Source organism: Streptomyces sp. WI03-4A (genome assembly GCF_033792105.1).
In the GTDB taxonomy this organism is placed as follows: domain Bacteria; phylum Actinomycetota; class Actinomycetes; order Streptomycetales; family Streptomycetaceae; genus Streptomyces; species Streptomyces collinus_A.
On sequence record NZ_JARAUO010000006.1, the window covers coordinates 263,919 to 283,100 of the forward strand.

Annotated in this window: 14 protein-coding genes; 8 read left to right on the plus strand and 6 right to left on the minus strand. The window is 72.4% G+C overall.

All coding sequences use genetic code 11. The features are described from left to right. Positions 1-368 precede the first annotated feature (368 nt). Together PV343_RS10160 and PV343_RS10165 are read left to right on the plus strand one after the other, a co-directional pair. Complete coding sequence (locus tag PV343_RS10160) at positions 369-4,625, plus strand: HAMP domain-containing protein (protein ID WP_319146499.1); 4,257 nt, start codon at positions 369-371, stop codon at positions 4,623-4,625. Positions 4,626-4,866: 241 nt separating this feature from the next. Further along, positions 4,867-7,245 (plus strand): SpoIIE family protein phosphatase, encoded by a 2,379-nt coding sequence (locus PV343_RS10165; RefSeq protein WP_415923474.1) that lies wholly within the window; start codon positions 4,867-4,869, stop codon positions 7,243-7,245. Between the two features lie 73 nt (positions 7,246-7,318). On the opposite strand, the gene PV343_RS10170 is transcribed toward PV343_RS10165, so the two are convergent. Then, a complete protein-coding gene (locus PV343_RS10170; RefSeq protein ID WP_319146500.1) occupies positions 7,319-7,768 on the minus strand; it encodes an ATP-binding protein in 450 nt (149 codons plus the stop codon). A gap of 135 nt (positions 7,769-7,903) precedes the next feature. Next, entirely contained in the window at positions 7,904-8,077 is a 174-nt protein-coding gene (locus tag PV343_RS10175; RefSeq protein WP_319146501.1) for a CsbD family protein, read from the minus strand. 164 nt (positions 8,078-8,241) lie between these two features. Here PV343_RS10175 and PV343_RS10180 point away from each other — a divergent pair, with 164 nt between their 5' ends. Then, positions 8,242-8,655 (plus strand): MarR family winged helix-turn-helix transcriptional regulator, encoded by a 414-nt coding sequence (locus PV343_RS10180; RefSeq protein ID WP_319146516.1) that lies wholly within the window; start codon positions 8,242-8,244, stop codon positions 8,653-8,655. Between the two features lie 101 nt (positions 8,656-8,756). Then, entirely contained in the window at positions 8,757-10,436 is a 1,680-nt protein-coding gene (locus PV343_RS10185) for an MFS transporter (RefSeq protein WP_319146517.1), read from the plus strand. A gap of 19 nt (positions 10,437-10,455) precedes the next feature. Here the strand turns inward: PV343_RS10185 and PV343_RS10190 are convergent, their stop codons facing one another. The 3 genes from PV343_RS10190 to mgrA form a co-directional block, all read right to left on the minus strand. After that, a complete protein-coding gene (locus tag PV343_RS10190; protein ID WP_319146502.1) occupies positions 10,456-11,076 on the minus strand; it encodes a DedA family protein in 621 nt (206 codons plus the stop codon). 49 nt (positions 11,077-11,125) lie between these two features. Continuing rightward, positions 11,126-11,311: a hypothetical protein gene (locus PV343_RS10195; RefSeq protein ID WP_319146503.1), complete on the minus strand. Its 186-nt coding sequence runs from the start codon at positions 11,309-11,311 to the stop codon at positions 11,126-11,128. A gap of 111 nt (positions 11,312-11,422) precedes the next feature. Continuing rightward, positions 11,423-12,466 (minus strand): L-glyceraldehyde 3-phosphate reductase, encoded by a 1,044-nt coding sequence (gene mgrA, locus PV343_RS10200; protein ID WP_319146504.1) that lies wholly within the window; start codon positions 12,464-12,466, stop codon positions 11,423-11,425. Positions 12,467-12,810: 344 nt separating this feature from the next. On the opposite strand from mgrA, the gene PV343_RS10205 reads away from it, so the two are divergent. From PV343_RS10205 to pgm, 3 genes are all read left to right on the plus strand, one after another. Continuing rightward, entirely contained in the window at positions 12,811-14,304 is a 1,494-nt protein-coding gene (locus tag PV343_RS10205) for an MFS transporter (RefSeq protein ID WP_387951800.1), read from the plus strand. A 216-nt stretch (positions 14,305-14,520) separates the two neighbouring features. Continuing rightward, positions 14,521-15,369, plus strand: coding sequence for a chitosanase (locus tag PV343_RS10210; RefSeq protein ID WP_319146506.1), 849 nt, complete (start codon positions 14,521-14,523; stop codon positions 15,367-15,369). A 144-nt stretch (positions 15,370-15,513) separates the two neighbouring features. Continuing rightward, positions 15,514-17,154, plus strand: coding sequence for a phosphoglucomutase (alpha-D-glucose-1,6-bisphosphate-dependent) (pgm, locus tag PV343_RS10215; protein ID WP_319146507.1), 1,641 nt, complete (start codon positions 15,514-15,516; stop codon positions 17,152-17,154). An 81-nt stretch (positions 17,155-17,235) separates the two neighbouring features. On the opposite strand, the gene PV343_RS10220 is transcribed toward pgm, so the two are convergent. Continuing rightward, positions 17,236-18,150: an SGNH/GDSL hydrolase family protein gene (locus PV343_RS10220; protein WP_319146508.1), complete on the minus strand. Its 915-nt coding sequence runs from the start codon at positions 18,148-18,150 to the stop codon at positions 17,236-17,238. Between the two features lie 254 nt (positions 18,151-18,404). Here PV343_RS10220 and PV343_RS10225 point away from each other — a divergent pair, with 254 nt between their 5' ends. Next, positions 18,405-19,064, plus strand: coding sequence for a maltokinase N-terminal cap-like domain-containing protein (locus tag PV343_RS10225; RefSeq protein ID WP_319146509.1), 660 nt, complete (start codon positions 18,405-18,407; stop codon positions 19,062-19,064). The last annotated feature ends 118 nt before the right edge of the window (positions 19,065-19,182 follow it).

The window sequence follows — 19,182 nt, forward strand, 5'->3', positions numbered from 1 at the left end:
GCGGGCCGTTGGCGGCGGGCGGCTCGCGGCCACCCGGCGGCCGGCACGGCTTGCCGGCGGTCGTCGGGGGTGACTCGACGGTGACGGTCCCGCGATGATGACGCCCATGACGACGACAGCGCAGCGCGCAAACCCCCACACGTACCCCGCCGCACGGGTTCCACACCCGTCGGTTTCCTCACCGCGGGAGCGCGACCCACGGCTTTGTCCACAGTCGTGAAGGTGGGTTAGCCTGCCACGTATTTCTCATCGAGCAATTCCGTGAACTGCGGAAATGCAATCACCGAAACCGGGTCGGGCCGTGTGCCCGGTTGTGGTTCCGAGCCCTTGGGGGACAAGGGCTCCTGGGGAGCGGAACGAGGGTGCGCATGGCCGGCAAGGCGACCGGGACGACCGAAGCGGTCCCGGCGGAACAAGAGCTGCGGAGACTCCTCGCGGGTCTGACCGCCGTACGCGACGGCGACTTCGGCACACGTCTGCCCAACGACGCCAGCGGTCTCATGGGCGACATCGCCACCGTCTTCAACGGCATGGTCGACCAGCTCTCGGTGTTCACCTCCGAGGTGACCCGGGTGGCCCGCGAGGTCGGCACCGAGGGCACCCTCGGAGGACAGGCGGAGGTCCCGGGCGTCTCCGGCACCTGGGCGGACCTCACCGACTCCGTCAACGCCATGGCGGGCAACCTCACCACGCAGGTCCGTGACATCGCGCAGGTCGCGACCGCCGTGGCCAAGGGCGACCTGTCGCAGAAGATCGACGTGCCCGCGCGCGGCGAGATCCTGCAGCTGAAGGAGACCGTCAACACGATGGTCGACCAGCTCTCCGCGTTCGCCGACGAGGTGACCCGGGTCGCCAAGGAGGTCGGCACCGAGGGCCGCCTCGGGGGACAGGCACAGGTGCCCGGCGTCGCCGGCGTCTGGCGCGACCTCACGGATTCGGTCAATTTCATGGCCGGAAACCTCACCGCCCAGGTGCGCAACGTCGCCCAGGTGACGACCGCCGTGGCGCAGGGCGACCTGTCGCAGAAGATCACGGTGGACGCGCGGGGCGAGATCCTGGAGCTCAAGAGCACCATCAACACGATGGTGGACCAGCTCTCCGCGTTCGCCGACGAGGTGACCCGGGTGGCCCGCGAGGTCGGCACCGAGGGGCGCCTCGGCGGCCAGGCGGATGTCAAGGGCGTCAAGGGCACCTGGCGCGACCTGACCGACTCCGTGAACTTCATGGCGGGCAACCTCACCGCCCAGGTGCGCAACGTGGCCCAGGTGGCCACGGCGGTGGCGCAGGGCGACCTGTCGCAGAAGATCACGGTGGACGCGCGGGGCGAGATCCTGGAGCTCAAGAACACCATCAACACGATGGTCGACCAGCTCTCCGCCTTCGCCGACGAGGTGACCCGGGTGGCCCGCGAGGTCGGCACCGCGGGCAACCTCGGCGGCCAGGCCACCGTGCGCGGGGTCTCGGGCACCTGGAAGGACCTCACCGACAACGTCAACGTGATGGCCTCCAACCTGACCGGTCAGGTCCGCTCCATCGCGCAGGTCGCCACCGCCGTCGCCCGCGGCGACCTCTCCCAGAAGATCACCGTCGAGGCCAAGGGCGAGGTCGCCGCACTGGCCGACGTCATCAACACCATGGTCGACACGCTCTCGGCGTTCGCCGACGAGGTGACCCGCGTGGCCCGCGAGGTCGGCACCGAGGGACGCCTGGGCGGCCAGGCCCACGTGCCCAACGTGGCCGGCACCTGGAAGGACCTCACCGACAACGTCAACTCCATGGCCAACAACCTCACCGGCCAGGTGCGCAACATCGCGCTGGTGACCACCGCCGTGGCCAAGGGCGACCTGTCCAAGAAGATCGACGTCGACGCCCGCGGCGAGATCCTCGAACTGAAGACCACGATCAACACGATGGTCGACCAGCTCTCCGCGTTCGCCGACGAGGTGACCCGGGTGGCCCGCGAGGTCGGCACCGAGGGGCGCCTCGGCGGCCAGGCCGAGGTCGAGGGCGTCTCCGGCACCTGGAAGCGCCTGACGGAGAACGTCAACGAGCTGGCCGGCAACCTGACCCGGCAGGTGCGTGCCATCGGCGAGGTGGCCAGCGCCGTGGCCGAGGGCGACCTCACCCGGTCCATCACCGTCGACGCCGCCGGCGAGGTCGCGGAACTCAAGGACAACATCAACTCCATGGTGGAGTCCCTGCGCGAGACCACCAGGGCCAACCAGGAACAGGACTGGCTGAAGACCAACCTCGCCCGCATCTCCGCCCTCATGCAGGGCCACCGGGACCTGTCCGTCGTCGCCGAGCTGATCATGGACGAGCTGGCGCCCCTGGTGTCCGCCCAGTACGGCGCCTTCTACCTCGCCGAGGACGGGGCGTCCGGACCTGAACTGCGGCTCGTCGGCTCCTACGGCCGCCCGGAGGACGACACCAGGCCCACGCGGATCGCCTTCGGCCGCTCCCTGGTCGGCCAGGCCGCGCGCAGCCGCCGCATCATCGGCGTGGACCAGCTCCCGCCCGGGTACGTGACCATCTCCTCCGGGCTCGGGCAGATCGAGCCCACCGACCTGCTGCTGCTCCCCGTCGTCTTCGAGGAGCAGGTCCTCGGCGTCATCGAACTCGCCTCGGTCACCGCCTTCACCGCGGTCCAGCGGGACTTCCTGCAGCAGCTCGTGGAGACCATCGGCGTCAACGTCAACACCATCGTCGCCAACGCCCGCACCGACGAACTGCTCCAGGAGTCGCAGCGCCTGACCAGCGAACTGCAGTCGCGTTCCGCCGAGTTGCAGGCGCGTCAGGAGGAACTCCAGCAGTCCAACGCCGAACTGGAGGACAAGGCCTCGCTGCTGGCGGACCAGAACCGGGACATCGAGGCGAAGAACCTCCAGATCGAACAGGCCCGGCAGGAACTGGAGGCGCGCGCCCAGCAGTTGTCGCTGGCCTCGCGCTACAAGTCCGAGTTCCTCGCCAACATGAGCCACGAGCTGCGCACGCCGCTCAACAGCCTGCTCATCCTCGCCCAGCTGCTGGCCCAGAACCCCTCCCGCAACCTCACCCCGAAGCAGGTGGAGTACGCGGGCATCATCCACTCCGCCGGCTCGGACCTGCTGCAGCTCATCAACGACATCCTCGACCTGTCCAAGGTCGAGGCGGGCAAGATGGACATCACCCCCGAGCGGGTCCCCCTCAAGCAGCTCATCGAGTACGTCGAGGCCACCTTCCAGCCGATGACCTCGCAGAAGAGCCTCGACTTCACCATCACCACCGCCCCGGGCGCACCCGCCGACCTGCTCACCGACGACTCCCGGCTGCGGCAGATCCTGCGCAACCTGCTGTCCAACGCGGTGAAGTTCACCGAGCAGGGCTGCGTCGAACTCCGCGTCGAACCGGCGCCGGACGACGAGGTGCCCCAGGGCGTGGTGCGCGGCGGCACCATCGTGGCCTTCCGGGTGAGGGACACCGGCATCGGCATCGCGGAACAGCAGCGGGAGACCATCTTCGGCGCCTTCCAGCAGGCCGACGGCACCACCAGCCGCAAGTACGGCGGCACCGGCCTCGGTCTCTCCATCACCCGGGAGATCGCCCACCTGCTCGGCGGCGCCGTCACCGTCGAGAGCACGCCCGGCAAGGGCAGCACCTTCACCCTCTTCCTGCCCGTGGCCCGCGCGGACTTCGAGGAACTCCTGCGGGGCGGCCGCGGGACACCCCAGCAGCTCACGGCGTCCCCGGTCGACGAACCGGCCGAACGGGAGCCCGTGCCCGAGGCCCGGCCGGGCACCGCCCGCGGGCAGCGCGCCCGCCGCCTGCTCGTCGTGGAGGAACGGCCGCGCGGCCTGCTCACGCTGGTCGCCGAGAGCGTCGTCGGGGACCTCGCGCACGGCCCGGGCGGCACCCCCGTCGACATCATCACCGCCGTCGGCGCGCAGGAGGCGGCCGGCGCGCTGGCCGCGGAACCCTGCCACTGCGTCGTCGTCCAGCTCGGCGCGCCCGACGGCGAGTCCGCCCGCTTCCTGCGGGCCCTGCGCGGCGACTCGGCCCTGGCCAGCGTCCCCGTCCTGGTGCACAGCTCGCACCGCACCGACCAGCAGGCCCAGGACACCGAGGGCGGCTCGCAGGAGTACCTGTACAGCCTGGACGAGCTGCGCGAGCGGATCGCCCTGCACCTGTCGGCCGAGGAGCCCGGCGAGGTGCTCACCCTGGTCCGCGGCGACGAGCCGCAGCCGGCCGAGCCCCACCAGGTCGACGAGCGCGACCGGGGCCGCAGCGTCCTCGTCGTGGACGACGACGCCCGCAACCTGTTCGCGCTCAGCGGCATCCTCGAACTGCACGGCTTCCGGGTGCTGCACGCGGAGAACGGCCGCAAGGGCATCGAGACGCTGATGAACAACCCGGACGTCGAACTCGTCCTGATGGACGTGATGATGCCCGAGATGGACGGCTACACCGCTACGGCCGAGATCCGCCGGATGCCGCGGTACGCCGACCTGCCGGTCATCGCCGTGACCGCCAAGGCCATGCAGGGCGACCGGGAGAAGAGTCTCGCCTCCGGCGCCAGCGACTACGTGACGAAACCGGTGGACACCCATGACCTCATCGCCTGCGTCCGGCGTTGGCTCCCCGCATGAGGACACCCACGACCGCCCCACCGCCCGTCGGCTCAGGAGCACGCACACGGTGAACGCCCACGACCCGTCGGCCGGACCCGAGGCACCCGTCCCGGGTCCCGCCGGCACCGACGCACCGGAGGCCCACGACGCTGCCGACGCGCTGAAGGCGGTCGCGCTCCCCGGCACGCCCGGACCGGCCGACGTGCCGGGCGCGCCGGCCGTCCCTGGTGCGTCCGGGGCGGACGAGACCGGCCTCGACCTGGCGGATCTGGCCGGCCTCGCCGACCTGGACCTGCCCACGGTGCCTGCCAGTTCACCGGCCGGCCGGCTGGCCGCGACGGTGGAGCGACTGCGCACGGAGGTGCGGACGGCACAGGCCGAGGCCGAGGGCCGGGCCCTGATCGAACTGGCCAAGGGCATCCTGGTCGAGCGCCTCGGCTGCGGCCCCGCGCAGGCCGCGCGGCAGCTCGCCGAACTCGCCGAGCAGGCCCGGGTGTCGCCGCTGGAGTTCGCGGTCGAGGTCATCAACCAGGCGGCGCGGGACCGGGTCTCGGAGGTCGCCGAGGCGTTCCTGGCCGCGACCGCGGACCCGGCGGCGCCGGTCGAGGACTCGGCCGCCGTGCGGCTGCGGGCCGCCGAGAGCGGGGTGCTCGCCGCCAACGACACCCAGGCGGTGGCCGACTCGCTGCTCCAGCACGCGCTGCGGCCGCTCGGCGCGGTGGCCGTCGCCGTCTGGGCCGCCGGCCCCGACGGCTCCCTCACCCTCGCGGGCAGCGCCGGTTTCCCGCCCGCCGAGGCGGCCCGCTGGCGCTACGTCCCGCCGGACGTGGCCACCGTCGCCCGGCGCGGACTGACCGAGCCCGACGGGCTCTGGCCGGGGTCCCTCGCCGGGTCCGGGCTGCCCACCATCGGCCGGCGGGACTTCGCCGACGGCGCGCGGGCCGCCGTACCCGCCGGGACGGGCGGCCGGATCCACGGCGTCCTGGAGATCGCCTGGGCCCGCCCGGAGGGCCCCCAGCCGCCGCAGGTGATCCGCCAGATCGAGGCGCTCGCCGAACTGTGCGCGCACACCCTGGAGTCCCACACGCTGCCGCCCGGGGGCGGGCAGGAACCCCGACTGCTGCCCGACGCGGCGGAGCTGATGGACCTGGCGGACGGGCTGCACGACCCCGCCCTCGTGCTGGTGCCGCACCTCGACGACACCGGGCGGCTCGTCGACTTCCGCATCCAGCACGTCAACACGCACTTCCTCGACCCGGCGGGACGGCCGCGCGCCATGATCAACGGCGCGCTGCTGCTGGAGGCCTATCCGATGGCCGCCGCGGCCAGCGAGCTGTTCCAGCGCGTGGAGCGGGTGCACGCCACCGGCGAGCCGTTCCGCGCCCACCGGATGCGGCTGACCGCGCTGGTCGACCAGGTGCCGCTGGCCGCCGTCGCCGACATCAGCATCAGCCGGCACGGCGCCGCCGTCCTGCTCATCTGGCGCATCGAGGACGAGACCGCGCGCCTGGCCAGCCTGCTCCAGCACGCCCAGCGGCTCGGCCGCATCGGCGGCTTCGAGGAGAACGTGCTGACCGGCGAGATCACCTGGAACGGTCAGCTGTTCGACCTCTACGGCCGCCCTCCGACCAGCCCCCCGGTCCCGCTGGAGGACCTGGCCGCGCACGCCCACCCCGACGAGGCCGTCACCATCGGCCGCTTCCTGCGCACCCTGCTGCACCACCGGCGCCCGGCGTCCGCCGCGTTCCGGCTGCTGCGGCCCGACGGGGTCACCCGGCACATGCGCGTGGTGGCCGAACCGGTCCTGGACACCGACGGCCAGCTGTTCGTCGTACGCGGCGCCTACCAGGACATCTCCGCCCAGCACTGGACCGAGGTGGCGCTCGCCGCCACCCGCGACCAGCTCGCCCACACCGAGCAGCAGGCCGACGAGCGCAACCGCCTGGCCCTCCAGCTCCAGCACGCCATCATGCCGCCCGCGCAGACCCCGCTCCAGGTGCCGGAACTCAAGGTCGCGGTGCGCTACCGGCCCGCCGAGACCGAGCAACTGGTCGGCGGCGACTGGTACGACGCCGTCGTACTGCCCTCCGGTCTCGTGCTGCTGTGCGTGGGGGACGTCGCCGGGCACGGCATCGAGGCGGCGACCAGCATGGTCGTGCTGCGCAACGCCCTGCGCGGCCTGGCCGTGACCGGCGCCGGGCCCGCGCAGCTGCTGTCCTGGCTGAACATCGTCGCCCACCATCTGACCGGCGCGGTCACCGCGACCGCCGTCTGCGGCCTGTACGACGGTGAGCGGCGCACCCTGCGCTGGGCGCGAGCGGGTCATCTCCCGCCGGTCCTGGTGCGCGACGCGGAGGCGGTCGCCCTGCCCCCGATCAAGGGTCTGCTGCTGGGCGCGGTGCCGGAGGCCGGGTACGAGGAGACGGAGGTGCAGCTCGCGGCGGGTGACACCCTGCTGATGTACACCGACGGCCTCATCGAGCGCCGGGACCGCTCCGTCGAGGAGTCGGTGTCGCATCTGCTGGTCACGGCCAGTACGGCGCCCGTCAGCCTGGACCAGCACCTGGACCGGCTGCTCACCTACAGCAGGTCGGACACCGACGACGACACCTGCATCGTGGGAATCCGCGTGGCCTGAGGGCCTGAGGTCTCTGTGGGGAAGGCGCCGTCCGCGCCGGGCCGGGCGGCCGCCGCGGCCGCGCCCGGCGGGCTCAGCCGCCGTGGGCGCCGGTCAGCGGGACGGTGGCCGCGACGCGCTTGCCCTGCGGCAGGGGAGTGACCTGGAGCCCGTCGCTGAGCAGGTTCACCAGGTTCAGCCCGTGACCGCCGACGCGGCCCGGGTCGGCGGGCCGTGCCCGGAGCGGCTCCACCGAGGTGTCGGTGACGGTGATGCGCAGCTCGTCGCCGTCGGCGGACAGCTCGAGACCCAGCGCGCACGGGCCGGGGGCGTGCTTGACGGCGTTGGTGACGAGTTCGCTGACGACGAGCTGGGCATCCTGGACGGCGCGCCGCTCCGGCGCGAGCTGCGCGCGTGACAGCAGCGCGTCGACGGCGTCTCTCGCCTCGGCGATGCAGGGCACCCCGGCGTCCCAGGTGCGGCTGTGCCGCAGGGACTCGGGGCGGGTCCGCGTCGTCGCGCGGGTGCTCACGGGGATGTCCATGCTTGGCTGCCCTTTTCCTCCGGGGCCGGGGCCCCTCGTGACACGGCTCGAGCCACGGCGGGGCAGGCCCGGGAAACCCGTTCCAGGGGATATCCCGGGCCTGCCCCGGTCCGTTGCTGATCAGTGCCTGGGAGATCAGTGCTTGAAGACGTCCTTCGTCTTCTCCTTGGCCTGGCGGGCGTCACCGCGGGCGGCTTCCATGCGGCCCTCGGCCTCCAGGCGCTCGTTGCCGACGGCGCGTCCGGTGGCCTCCTTGACCTTGCCCCGGACCTGCTCCGTCTTGGCCTTTGCCTTCTTGCTGCCAGCCATCGGGTCTCACATCCCCACGTCTCTCGGTGTGCGGTCCACATTCGGCTTGCCGCTCAGCGGCGGTCCAAACAGCCTCGAATTACTTACGCTTGGTTGAACAGCCCAGACTGATAAACCTATCGTTACTACCTGTGGGGACGACGAACACGAGGAACGAGGACGGCATGGCGCTCGCCGCCGGTCTGCGGCTCGCCCTGGGCCGGATCGTGCGCAGGCTGCGCCAGGCCCACGCGGTGGGCGACCTGACCCTGTCCGGGGTCTCGGTACTGGCCCGGCTGGCCGCCGCCGGACCCGATTCGCCCGGCTCGCTCGCCGAACTGGAGCGTGTCCGGCCGCAGGCGATGGCCACCACGCTCGCCGGTCTCGAGCAGCGCGGACTCGTCAGCCGTACCCCCGACGCGGCCGACGGCCGGCGGGCCATCGTGTCCCTCACCGAAGCGGGGCGCAGCGTGCTGGAGGAGCGCCGCTCGGAGTCCGTGGACCGGCTCGCCCGTGCCCTGGACGAGTTCACCCCCCAGGAACGCGCGGCGCTGCGAGCCGCGATGCCCCTGCTCGACCGGCTGGCGGACCGGCTGTGAGCGGGCGGACGCCACCGCCCGGCGGCCCCGCCCCGCGCGGCCGGCTGCTCGCCCGCTCGGCCCGCCACCGGGACACGCCCCCCGGCCCCGGGTACAAGTGGATCGCCCTGTCCAACACCACGCTCGGGGTCCTGATCGCCACGATGGACGCCTCCATCGTGATCATCTCCCTGCCGGCGATCTTCCGCGGGATCGGCCTCGACCCGCTCGCCGCGGGCAACATCGGCTACCTGCTGTGGATGATCCTCGGCTACCTGCTGGTCTCGGCCGTGCTGGTCGTGGTCCTCGGCCGGCTCGGCGACATGTTCGGCCGCGTCCGCATCTACAACCTCGGCTTCCTGGTCTTCGCGTTCGCCTCCGTCGCCCTGTCCCTCGACCCGTTCCGGGCCGGCGCGGGCGCCCTCTGGCTGATCCTGTGGCGCGTCGTCCAGGCCTTCGGCGGCTCGATGCTCACCGCCAACTCGGCCGCGATCCTCACCGACGCCTTCCCGGCCCGGCAGCGCGGCACCGCACTCGGCATCAACCAGATCACCGCGCTCGCCGGGCAGTTCCTCGGCCTGCTCGCCGGCGGTCTGCTCGCCGAGGTCGACTGGCGGGCGGTGTTCTGGGTGAGCGTCCCGGTCAGCGTGGCCGGCACCGTCTGGTCGTACCTCAGCCTGCGGGAGACCGCGGCCGGCGGGCGCGGCCGGGTCGACTGGCTCGGCAACATCACCTTCGCCACGGGCGCGGGCCTCCTGCTCGCCGGGATCACCTACGGGATCCAGCCCTACGGCGGCCACCCCACCGGGTGGACCAACCCGTGGGTGCTCTCCGGGCTGATCGGCGGAGTCCTGCTGCTGCTGGTGTTCCGCGTGGTGGAGACCCGGGTCGCCGAGCCCATGTTCCGGCTGTCCCTGTTCCGGGTGCGGGCCTTCGCCGCGGGCAACCTGGCCGCCCTGCTCACCGCGATCGCCCGCGGCGGTCTGCAGTTCATGCTCATCATCTGGCTGCAGGGCATCTGGCTGCCGCTGCACGGCTACGACTTCGAGGACACCCCGCTGTGGGCCGGCGTCTTCATGCTGCCGCTGACCCTGGGCTTCCTGATCGCGGGGCCGGTCTCCGGCTACCTCTCCGACCGGTTCGGCGCCCGCCTGTTCTCCACGGCCGGCCTGCTCGTGGTCGCCGCCTCCTTCCTCGGCCTGCTGGCCCTGCCGGTCGACTTCGCCTACGGCCCGTTCGCCGGGCTGCTCTTCCTCAACGGCCTCGGCCAGGGCATGTTCTCCTCGCCGAACACCTCGTCCGTCATGGGCAGCGTCCCGCCCCGCTACCGGGGCGTCGCCTCCGGGATGCGGGCCACCTTCCAGAACTCGGGCACCGCCCTGTCCATCGGCGTCTTCTTCTCGCTGATGGTCTCCGGGCTCGCCGCCACCCTGCCGTCCACGCTCGGCAGCGGTCTGACGGCCCACGGCGTGCCCCCGGCCACCGCCCACGAGGTGGCCTCGCTGCCGCCGGTCAGCACCCTCTTCGCGACCTTCCTCGGCAACAACCCCATCGCCCACCTGCTCGGCACCGGGGGCACCCTCGACCACCTGACCGCGGCCCAGCGCGCCACCCTGACCGGCCACACCTTCTTCCCGCGGCTGGTGTCCGGCCCGTTCCACCACGGGCTGACCATCGTCTTCGGCGTCGCGGCCGGCATGGCCCTGGTCTCTGCCCTCGCCTCCGCCCTGCGCGGCGGCCACGAGCCCGCCGACGGCGACCCCGCGAAGGACGCTCCCCGGACGTACGCGCGCGAGGGATAGGCGTGTGGTCCGCCGCCGGTCAGCGTTCGCGGTGCCGGCGGACGACGTGGCGGGTCACGAAGGCCGCGAACAGGACGCCGAGCGCGACGAGGACGTAGACCTGGTAGCGGCTGATCTCGTCGTAGACGGTCGTGATGTGGCTGCCCACGAGGTAGGACAGGGTGGCCCAGAGGCCGACCCAGAGGGCCGCGCCGAGGGCGTTGAAGAGCAGGAAGCGGCGCCAGGCCATGCCCGACGTGCCCGCGATGATGCCGTTGGCCTGGCGCAGTCCCTCGACGAACCGGGCCACCGTGACGATCTTGCCGCCGTGCCGGCCGAAGAACTCCTCGGCCGCCTGGAAGCGCTTCGGGGTCAGGAAGACGTAGCGCCCCCACCGGTGCACGAAGGCGCGGCCGCCGCTGCGGCCGATGAGGTAGCCGATGTTGTCCCCGAGGACGGCCGCGACGAAGGCGACGGCCGCCACGGCGTAGATGTTGAGCCGGCCCGCCCCGGCGAAGACGCCCGCGGCGAGCAGGATGGTCTCGCCGGGCGCCGGCACGCCGAAGTCCTCCACGAGGATGACGGCGCCCACGGCCCAGTAGCCGTAGTGGTCGAGCAGCGGCGCCAGGTGGGCCAGAGGGCCCGGCAGGGGAGGGGCCATGCCCCCCACCGTACGTCGCACCCGCGCCGCACCCGGCGCCGGGCGGTGACTAGCGCGCCGGGCCCGTGCCGAACCCGTCGTCGCCCCAGGTGTCGGGCTGACAGGTACGGCAGAGCTCGTGCGTCCCGTCGCGGGTGACGACGGTGCCCCAGCCCAGGCAGTGCTCACAGTCGCGGGCGAGGGTCAGATCGGGGTGAGGCGGCAGACAGGGGCTGTGGTGGGCTCCGTAAGCCATGCGGTGAGCGGCTCCTTGAGGGCACGGGGTCGCGGTCCGAATGACTCCATTATGTCTGACTTTTTCTTTATGTCTATAGCCGATGTCACTCCGTGCCAGTGATCACCGTGGTCACCCGAGGTTGCCCAGGCGCGCGTCCCGCCACAGGTCCACCCCGCCGTCGGTGGCGTACTTGTCGATCTCGGCCAGCTCCTCGGCGCTGAAGTCGAGGTTCTCCAGCGCGGCCACGTTCTGCTCCAGCTGCTCGGTGCGGGAGGCGCCGATGACCAGGGAGGTGACCCGCTCGTCCCGCAGCGCCCAGGCCAGTGCCATCTGGGCCAGCGTCTGCCCGCGCCGGGCGGCGACGTCGTTCAGCGCGCGCAGCCGCTGCCGCATGTCCTCGGTCAGCCAGGCCGGGTCGAACGACTTGCCCTGCGCGGCCCGCGAGTCCCGCGGCAGCCCCTCCAGGTAGCGGCCGGTCAGCAGGCCCTGCGCGAGCGCGGTGAACCCGATGACGCCGAAGCCCTCCTCCTGGGCCGCGTCCAGCAGGCCGTCGGTCTCCACCCAGCGGTTGAGCATGCTGTACGACGGCTGGTGGATGAGCAGCGGGGTGCCCAGGTCCCGTAGGATCGCGGCCGCCTGCCGGCTGCGCTCGGCGTCGTAGGAGGAGATCCCGACGTAGAGGGCCTTGCCCTGGCGGACGGCGGTGTCGAGCGCGCCCATCGTCTCCTCCAGGGGCGTGCTCGCGTCGAGCCGGTGGGAGTAGAAGATGTCCACGTGGTCGAGGCCCATGCGGCTCAGGGACTGGTCCAGCGAGGCCAGGACGTACTTGCGGGAGCCGCCGCCCTGGCCGTAGGGCCCGGGCCACATGTCCCAGCCGGCCTTGGTGGAGATCACCAGCTCGTCCCGGTACGGGGCGAGGTCCCGCTTGAGCAGCCGGCCGAAGTTGATCTCGGCGGCGCCGTAGGGCGGCCCGTAGTTGTTGGCCAGGTCGTGGTGGGTGATCCCGAGGTCGAAGGCGCGCAGGGCGATCTCGCGCTGGGTCTCGAAGGGACGGTCGTCGCCGAAGTTGTGCCAGTAGCCCAGGGACAGGAGCGGGAGGTCAAGTCCCGAGCGGCCGGTGCGCCGGTAGCGCATGGCGCCGTCGTAGCGAGCGGGGTCCGCGACGTGGTTCATCGGGTCGTCTCCGGGATGGTGCTGCAGGAAGGGCCCGCCGGGTGCGAAGGGCCCCGTCCACCCTGCGCCCGCGTGATTCGTAAGTCCAACCGATGGCCCTCATGGCATTGATCGGTGCTGTTTCTGAATCGGGCGGCCGGGGCACTCGGGAGGCCCGTGCGATGCGTTGCTGGTGTGACGAATGTGAATCCGGGCAAGCGCAGGGTGCACGCCGCGCGGCGCCCGTCGGACGGACGGTGACGGGGCGGGCGCGCAGGGAACGCGCGGCAACGGCCGCGACGAGAGGAGAGCCCGTGGGTACGGCGACGCCCGGACGAGAAGCCCGCGACGGTGAGCGGCCGAGGGTGCCCGAGGCCGTGGCGGAGCTGCCGCGCCAGGTCCGCGAGGACCTGAGCCGCAGGCTGCGCCGCAACCGGCGGGCCTTCCGCAAGGAGGACGTCCAGGTCGTGGAGCCGCCGCTGCTCAGGCGGGCGGTGGGCGCCTCCGCGCTCGGCAACTGCATGGAATGGTTCGACTTCGGCGTCTACAGCTACCTCGCCGCCACCATCGGCAAGGTGTTCTTCCCCGGCGCCTCCCCGGCCGCCCAGGTGATCTCCTCCTTCGCCACGTTCGCCGCGGCCTTCGTCGTACGGCCGCTCGGCGGACTGGTCTTCGGCCCGCTCGGCGACCGGATCGGCCGGCAGAAGGTGCTCGCGACCACCATGATCATGATGGCCGTCGGGACGTTCGCGATCGGGATTATCCCCGGCTACGCCACCATCGGCATCGCCGCGCCCGTGCTGCTCCTGCTGGCCCGCATGGTCCAGGGCTTCTCCACCGGCGGTGAGTACGGCGGGGCCACCACCTTCGTGGCCGAGTACTCCCCGGACCGCAGGCGCGGCTTCCTCTCCAGTTGGCTCGACTTCGGCACGTTCGTCGGGTACGCCCTCGGCTCGGCGCTGGTCACCGCGCTCAACCTGCTGCTGACGGACGCGCAGATGCTCTCCTGGGGCTGGCGCGTCCCGTTCCTGATCGCCGGGCCGCTCGGCGTGATCGGCCTGTACATGCGGCTCAAGCTGGAGGAGTCGCCCGCCTTCCAGCAGCAACTGGACGAGCACGAGAAGGGGCTGGCGCAGGAGTCGGCCGGCAGCGAGTTCAAGGACATCATCCGCAATCACTGGCCGGCGCTGCTGGTCTGCATGGGCTTGGTGCTGCTCTACAACGTCACCAACTACATGGTCACCGGCTATCTGCCGACCTATCAGACCGAGACGCTCCACCGCTCCAGCGGCTCGGCGGACGTCCTGGTGCTGACCGGCATGGTGTGGATCGTCGTGCTGATCACCTTCCTGGGCCGGCTCAGCGACCGGGTCGGCCGGCGGCCCGTCTACGCGGTCGCCGCGGCGGCGATGATCGTCCTGGCCGTCCCCTCCTTCCTGCTGATCAAGGCGGACGGGACCTGGCTGCCGATCCTCGGGGTACTGGTGCTGTCCACCCTGCTGGCCTGCTTCGCCGCGCCGAGCGCGGCCACCCTGCCGGCCCTGTTCCCGACGGCGGTGCGCTACGCGGCCATGGGCATCGGCTTCAACATCGCCGTGGCCGCGTTCGGCGGCACCACTCCGCTCGTCACCGCCGCGCTGGTCAACGCCACCGGTGACGACCTGATGCCCGCCTACTACCTCATGCTGGCCGGCGCCATCGGCCTGCTGACCGTGCGGTTCCTGCCGGAGAGCGCCCAGGTGCCGCTCAACGGCTCCCAGCCGATGGTCGGTTCGCGGGAGGAGCGGCGGGAGCTGATCACCACGTCGAAGGAGCTGTACGCCTACGCGCGGGAGCGGTCGAAGACGCCCCGCGGGTGACGCTCCGAACGCCCCGACGGGCGGGGTGACATGAGGGCGCGGCCCCCGCCGCGGCGCACGACGCCGCGGCGGGGGCCGCCCTGTTCGATCCTACGAACTTCTCGCGGGACGGGTTACCGCACCGGCTCTACGTTTGGTAGGAAACTTTCCTATCAGTACAACCAGCAAGTGCGGTACGGACCAACTCCCCACGCCCCACCCCTTTTTGGAGCCCCTGTGGTGCACGCAGACCGTGAAACGGCAGCCCCGGCAGCCCCTGGCCGCCTCTCCCGCCGGACCTTCGTCGCCGTGTTCGGCGCCGTCGCCTCCGGCGCCCTGCTCGGCGCCCCGCGCGTGGCGGCGGCACCGTCGGCCGCGCCGGGCCTGGACGACCCGGCGAAGAAGGAGATCGCCATGAAGCTGGTGTCGAGCGCGGAGAACTCCTCGCTCGACTGGAAGGCCCAGTACAAGTACATCGAGGACATCGGCGACGGCCGCGGCTACACCGCCGGCATCATCGGCTTCTGCTCCGGCACCGGCGACATGCTCGACCTCGTCCAGCTCTACGCCGACCGCAAGCCGGGCAACGTGCTCGCCAAGTACCTGCCCGCCCTGCGCCGGGTGAACGGGACGGACTCGCACAGCGGTCTCGACCCCGACTACCCCAAGGACTGGCGCAAGGCGGCCCAGGACGGCGCGTTCCAGCAGGCCCAGAACGACGAGCGGGACCGGGTCTACTTCAACCCCGCGGTCGCCCAGGGCAAGGCGGACGGGCTGCGTGCCCTGGGGCAGTTCGCCTACTACGACGCCATCGTCATGCACGGCGACGGCGACGACCCCACCAGCTTCCGCAACATCCGCAAGCGGGCCCTGCGCACCGCCAAGCCGCCGGCGCAGGGCGGGAACGAGACGACGTACCTCAACGCCTTTCTCGACGCCCGGGTGTGGGCCATGAAGCAGGAGGAGGCGCACAGCGACACCAGCAGGGTCGACACCGAGCAGCGGGTCTTCCTGCGCAAGGGCAACCTCGACCTGAACACGCCCTTGGACTGGAAGGTGTACGGGGACGGCTACCACATCGGCTGAGCCGCCGGGCGGACCCGGCCCCGGTGCCCCTGAGCCGTACCGGGGCCGTTCGCCCGCCGTCGGTGGCGCACTCGCATGCCGGAGCCCTGACGAGGAAAGATGGGTTCCGAGCGATCGACCACACCGATGCGGAGGAGCGGACTCATGCCGCACGAGCGAGCCGGCCGGCCGGCCGGTCCCGAGGACCTTGTCGACGTGGCCCGGCTGGTCACGGCGTACTACACGCTGCACCCCGACCCGGCCGACCCGGGGCAGCGGGTGGCGTTCGGCACGTCGGGACACCGGGGTTCGTCCCTGGCGACCGCCTTCAACGAGGACCACATCGCGGCCACCAGCCAGGCCATCGTCGAGTACCGGACGGCCAACGGGACCGACGGCCCCCTGTTCCTCGGCGCCGACACCCACGCCCTGTCCGAGCCCGCCAGGGCCACCGCCCTGGAGGTGTTCGCCGCCAACGGCGTGACGGTGCTCGTCGACAGCGCGGACGGCTACACGCCGACCCCGGCGCTCTCGCACGCCATCCTCACCCACAACCGGGGCCGCACCTCGGGCCTCGCCGACGGCGTGGTCGTCACTCCGTCGCACAACCCCCCCGCCGACGGCGGCTTCAAGTACAACCCGCCCAGCGGCGGACCCGCGGCGTCCGACGCCACCTCCTGGATCCAGGACCGCGCCAACCAGATCATCGCGGGCGGCCTGAAGGACGTGCGGCGGCTGCCGTACGCCCGCGCGCTCGCCGCCGACTCCACCGGGCGGTACGACTTCCTCGGCGTCTACGTCGGCGACCTGCCGAGCGTCCTGGACCTCGACGCGGTCCGCGCCGCCGGGGTGCGCATCGGCGCAGACCCGCTCGGCGGCGCCTCCGTCGCCTACTGGGGCCGGATCGCCGAGGAGCACGGACTCGACCTGACCGTGGTCAATCCGCACACCGACCCCACCTGGCGGTTCATGACGCTGGACTGGGACGGCAAGATCCGCATGGACTGCTCCTCGCCGTACGCCATGGCCTCGCTGATCGAGCAGCGCGACCGCTTCCGCATCGCCACCGGCAACGACGCCGACGCCGACCGGCACGGCATCGTGACCCCGGACGCCGGGCTGATGAACCCCAACCACTACCTGGCCGTCGCCATCTCCTACCTCTACCGGCACCGCGAGCGGTGGCCGGCCGGGACCGGCATCGGCAAGACGCTCGTGTCCTCCACGATGATCGACCGCGTCGCCGAAGACCTGGACCGCCGGCTGGTCGAGGTCCCGGTCGGGTTCAAGTGGTTCGTGGACGGACTGGCCGGCGGCACCCTCGGGTTCGGCGGCGAGGAGTCGGCCGGCGCCTCCTTCCTGCGCCGCGACGGGTCGGTGTGGACCACCGACAAGGACGGCATCCTGCTGGCCCTGCTCGCCTCCGAGATCACGGCCGTCACCGACCGGACGCCCTCGGAGCACTACGCCGACCTCACCGCCCGCTTCGGCGAACCCGCCTACGCCCGGATCGACGCGCCCGCCTCCCGCGAGCAGAAGGCGCTGCTCGCCAAGCTGTCCCCGGCCCAGGTCACCGCTGACACCCTCGCGGACGAGCCGGTCACCGGTGTGCTCAGTGAGGCGCCGGGCAACGGCGCCGCCATCGGCGGGATCAAGGTCACCACCGCCAACGCCTGGTTCGCGGCCCGCCCCTCGGGCACGGAGGACGTCTACAAGATCTACGCCGAGTCGTTCCACGGCCCCGACCACCTCGCGCGGGTGCAGGAGGAGGCCAAGGCCGTGGTCCAGGCCGCGCTCGGCGGCTGACCGCAGGGTCCCCCGTCCCGTGGGACCACGACGGCCTCCGCCCCGGGCGGGCGGAGGCCGTCGCAAGGCGGACCGAGGATTTCAGTCGCGTCCGCGAGCGTGGCCGAGCCGGTCGAGCACGGCCTCGGCCATGGCCGCCTCGCCCTTGGCGTTCGGGTGGGCGGGGGCCGCGGGCGAGGCCGGCTGCAACGGCTCGATCCAGCGGTCCGCGGGCGCCTTGCACATGTCGTGGCCCACCGTGGGGCCGTAGGTGTCTACGTATTCGGCCCGGTTCCACGAGGCCACCAGACGCAGCATCAGGTTCAGCCGCTTCTCGGTGTCGCGCAGATAGGGGAAGTCGCCCTTGGCGAACGGCACCGACGGGAAGCAGCCGCTGCCGTCGTCCGGCAGCAGGTCCGGGTAGCCGACGAGGAGCACCCGCGCGTGCGGGGCGCGGGCGTGCACGGCCCGCAGCACCCGGTCGATCTTCGGCGCGGTCTGCACCACGGTGAGCGCCAGCCGGTCGTAGCCCGCGGCCCGGTAGGAGCGCTCGCAGGGGTTGCCGGCCGGGTCCTGGACGCCGAGCCGAGCGCAGGTGCTGATGATCGAGCCGAAGCCGACGTCGTTGCCGCCGATCTGTACCGTCACCAGGTCCGTGTTCCGCCCCAGGGCGTCGAGTTGCGGGGCGTTGGTGCCCTGCGCCTTCCACATCTCCTCGGTCGTGGCCCCGGCGCAACTCACGTCCTTGAAGGCGGTCATACCCTGTCTGGCCGCCAGCAGCGAGGGGTAGTCGTGGTCGGAGCGGGCGCAGTTGGCGTCGACCTGGCCCGGGATCGCGGGCCCCGAGGTGTAGGAGTCCCCGAGGGAGACATAGGTGAGGTCGCGGGGGTGGGCGGGGTGCGCGGCGGCGGGTGCCGTCGACGCGGCGACGAGGGCGCAGCCCCCGATCGCCGCCCCCAGCACGGCACTCCGCCGCCGGGATCTCGCTGGTTCCGCCGCAACGCTGTCGTTCGCCATGGGTTCCTCCCCCTGAGGCCGGGACGTCGCACGCGGTCCGCACCGAGGCGGACCGCGCGGTCAACTGGGCCTGTATACCGTCCGGTAGGTCTCCCGGACCAGAAGCGGGAACGAACATTCCCGCCCGCCCAGGGAGATGGGCAATGGGCACGGCCCGCGGTCACCCGTCCTGGCGTCCGGCGCGCTCCGGGGGACCCCGGCCCGTGTGGGAGGCTTCCGGAGTCCGCACCGCACCACGGAAGAGAGCCGCCGGCATGGCCGTGATCCACCACACCACCCTCAAGCCGACCAAGCTCGAACTCCTCACCACGTGGCTGCCCAACCGCCCCTGGTACCGCGGCGGTCAGGGCGCCCCGGTGCTGGTGAAGTCCGGTGGCTTCCGGCTGGACGACCCCGAGGGCGAGGTCGGCATCGAGTGCATGGTGACCACCGACACCTCGGCCCCCGAGCCGACCTCCTACCTGGTCCCGCTCACCTACCGCGGCGCACCCCTGGACGGCATGGAGCACGCGCTCGTCGGCACCATGGAGCACGGCGTGCTGGGCAAGCGCTGGGCCTACGACGGCTGTCACGACCCGGTGCTGGTCACCCAACTGCTGCAGCTGATCGGGGGAACCGTCGAGGCGATGGCCCAGAGCGTCAGCGACACGCCCGACCGCGAGGTGACCCGTTCCCACACCGGCGAGCCGTTCACCGCGCCGGTCCCCGCGCCCGACCCCACCGACGACGAGCACGGCACCCGGCTCGCCGCCCCGCACGGCACGACCCTCCACCTGCACCGCGTCCTGACGCCGGCTTCCGGCGACCCGTCACCCGGGCCGAACACCGTCGGCCAGGTGACCGCGGGCTGGTCGGCCCCGGACGGCACCCGCCCGCGCGCGGTCTTCGCCCACCTGACGGCCGCCGCCGGCTGATCGCCCGGGCCCGGTCCTCCGTCCGCGGGGCCCCGGGGCTGCGCGACCTGAGCCCGGCGCCTGCGCCCGCGCCCCGCGGTTGAGCCCCAGCGCCTGCGCCCGCGGCCCGGGGCCGCCC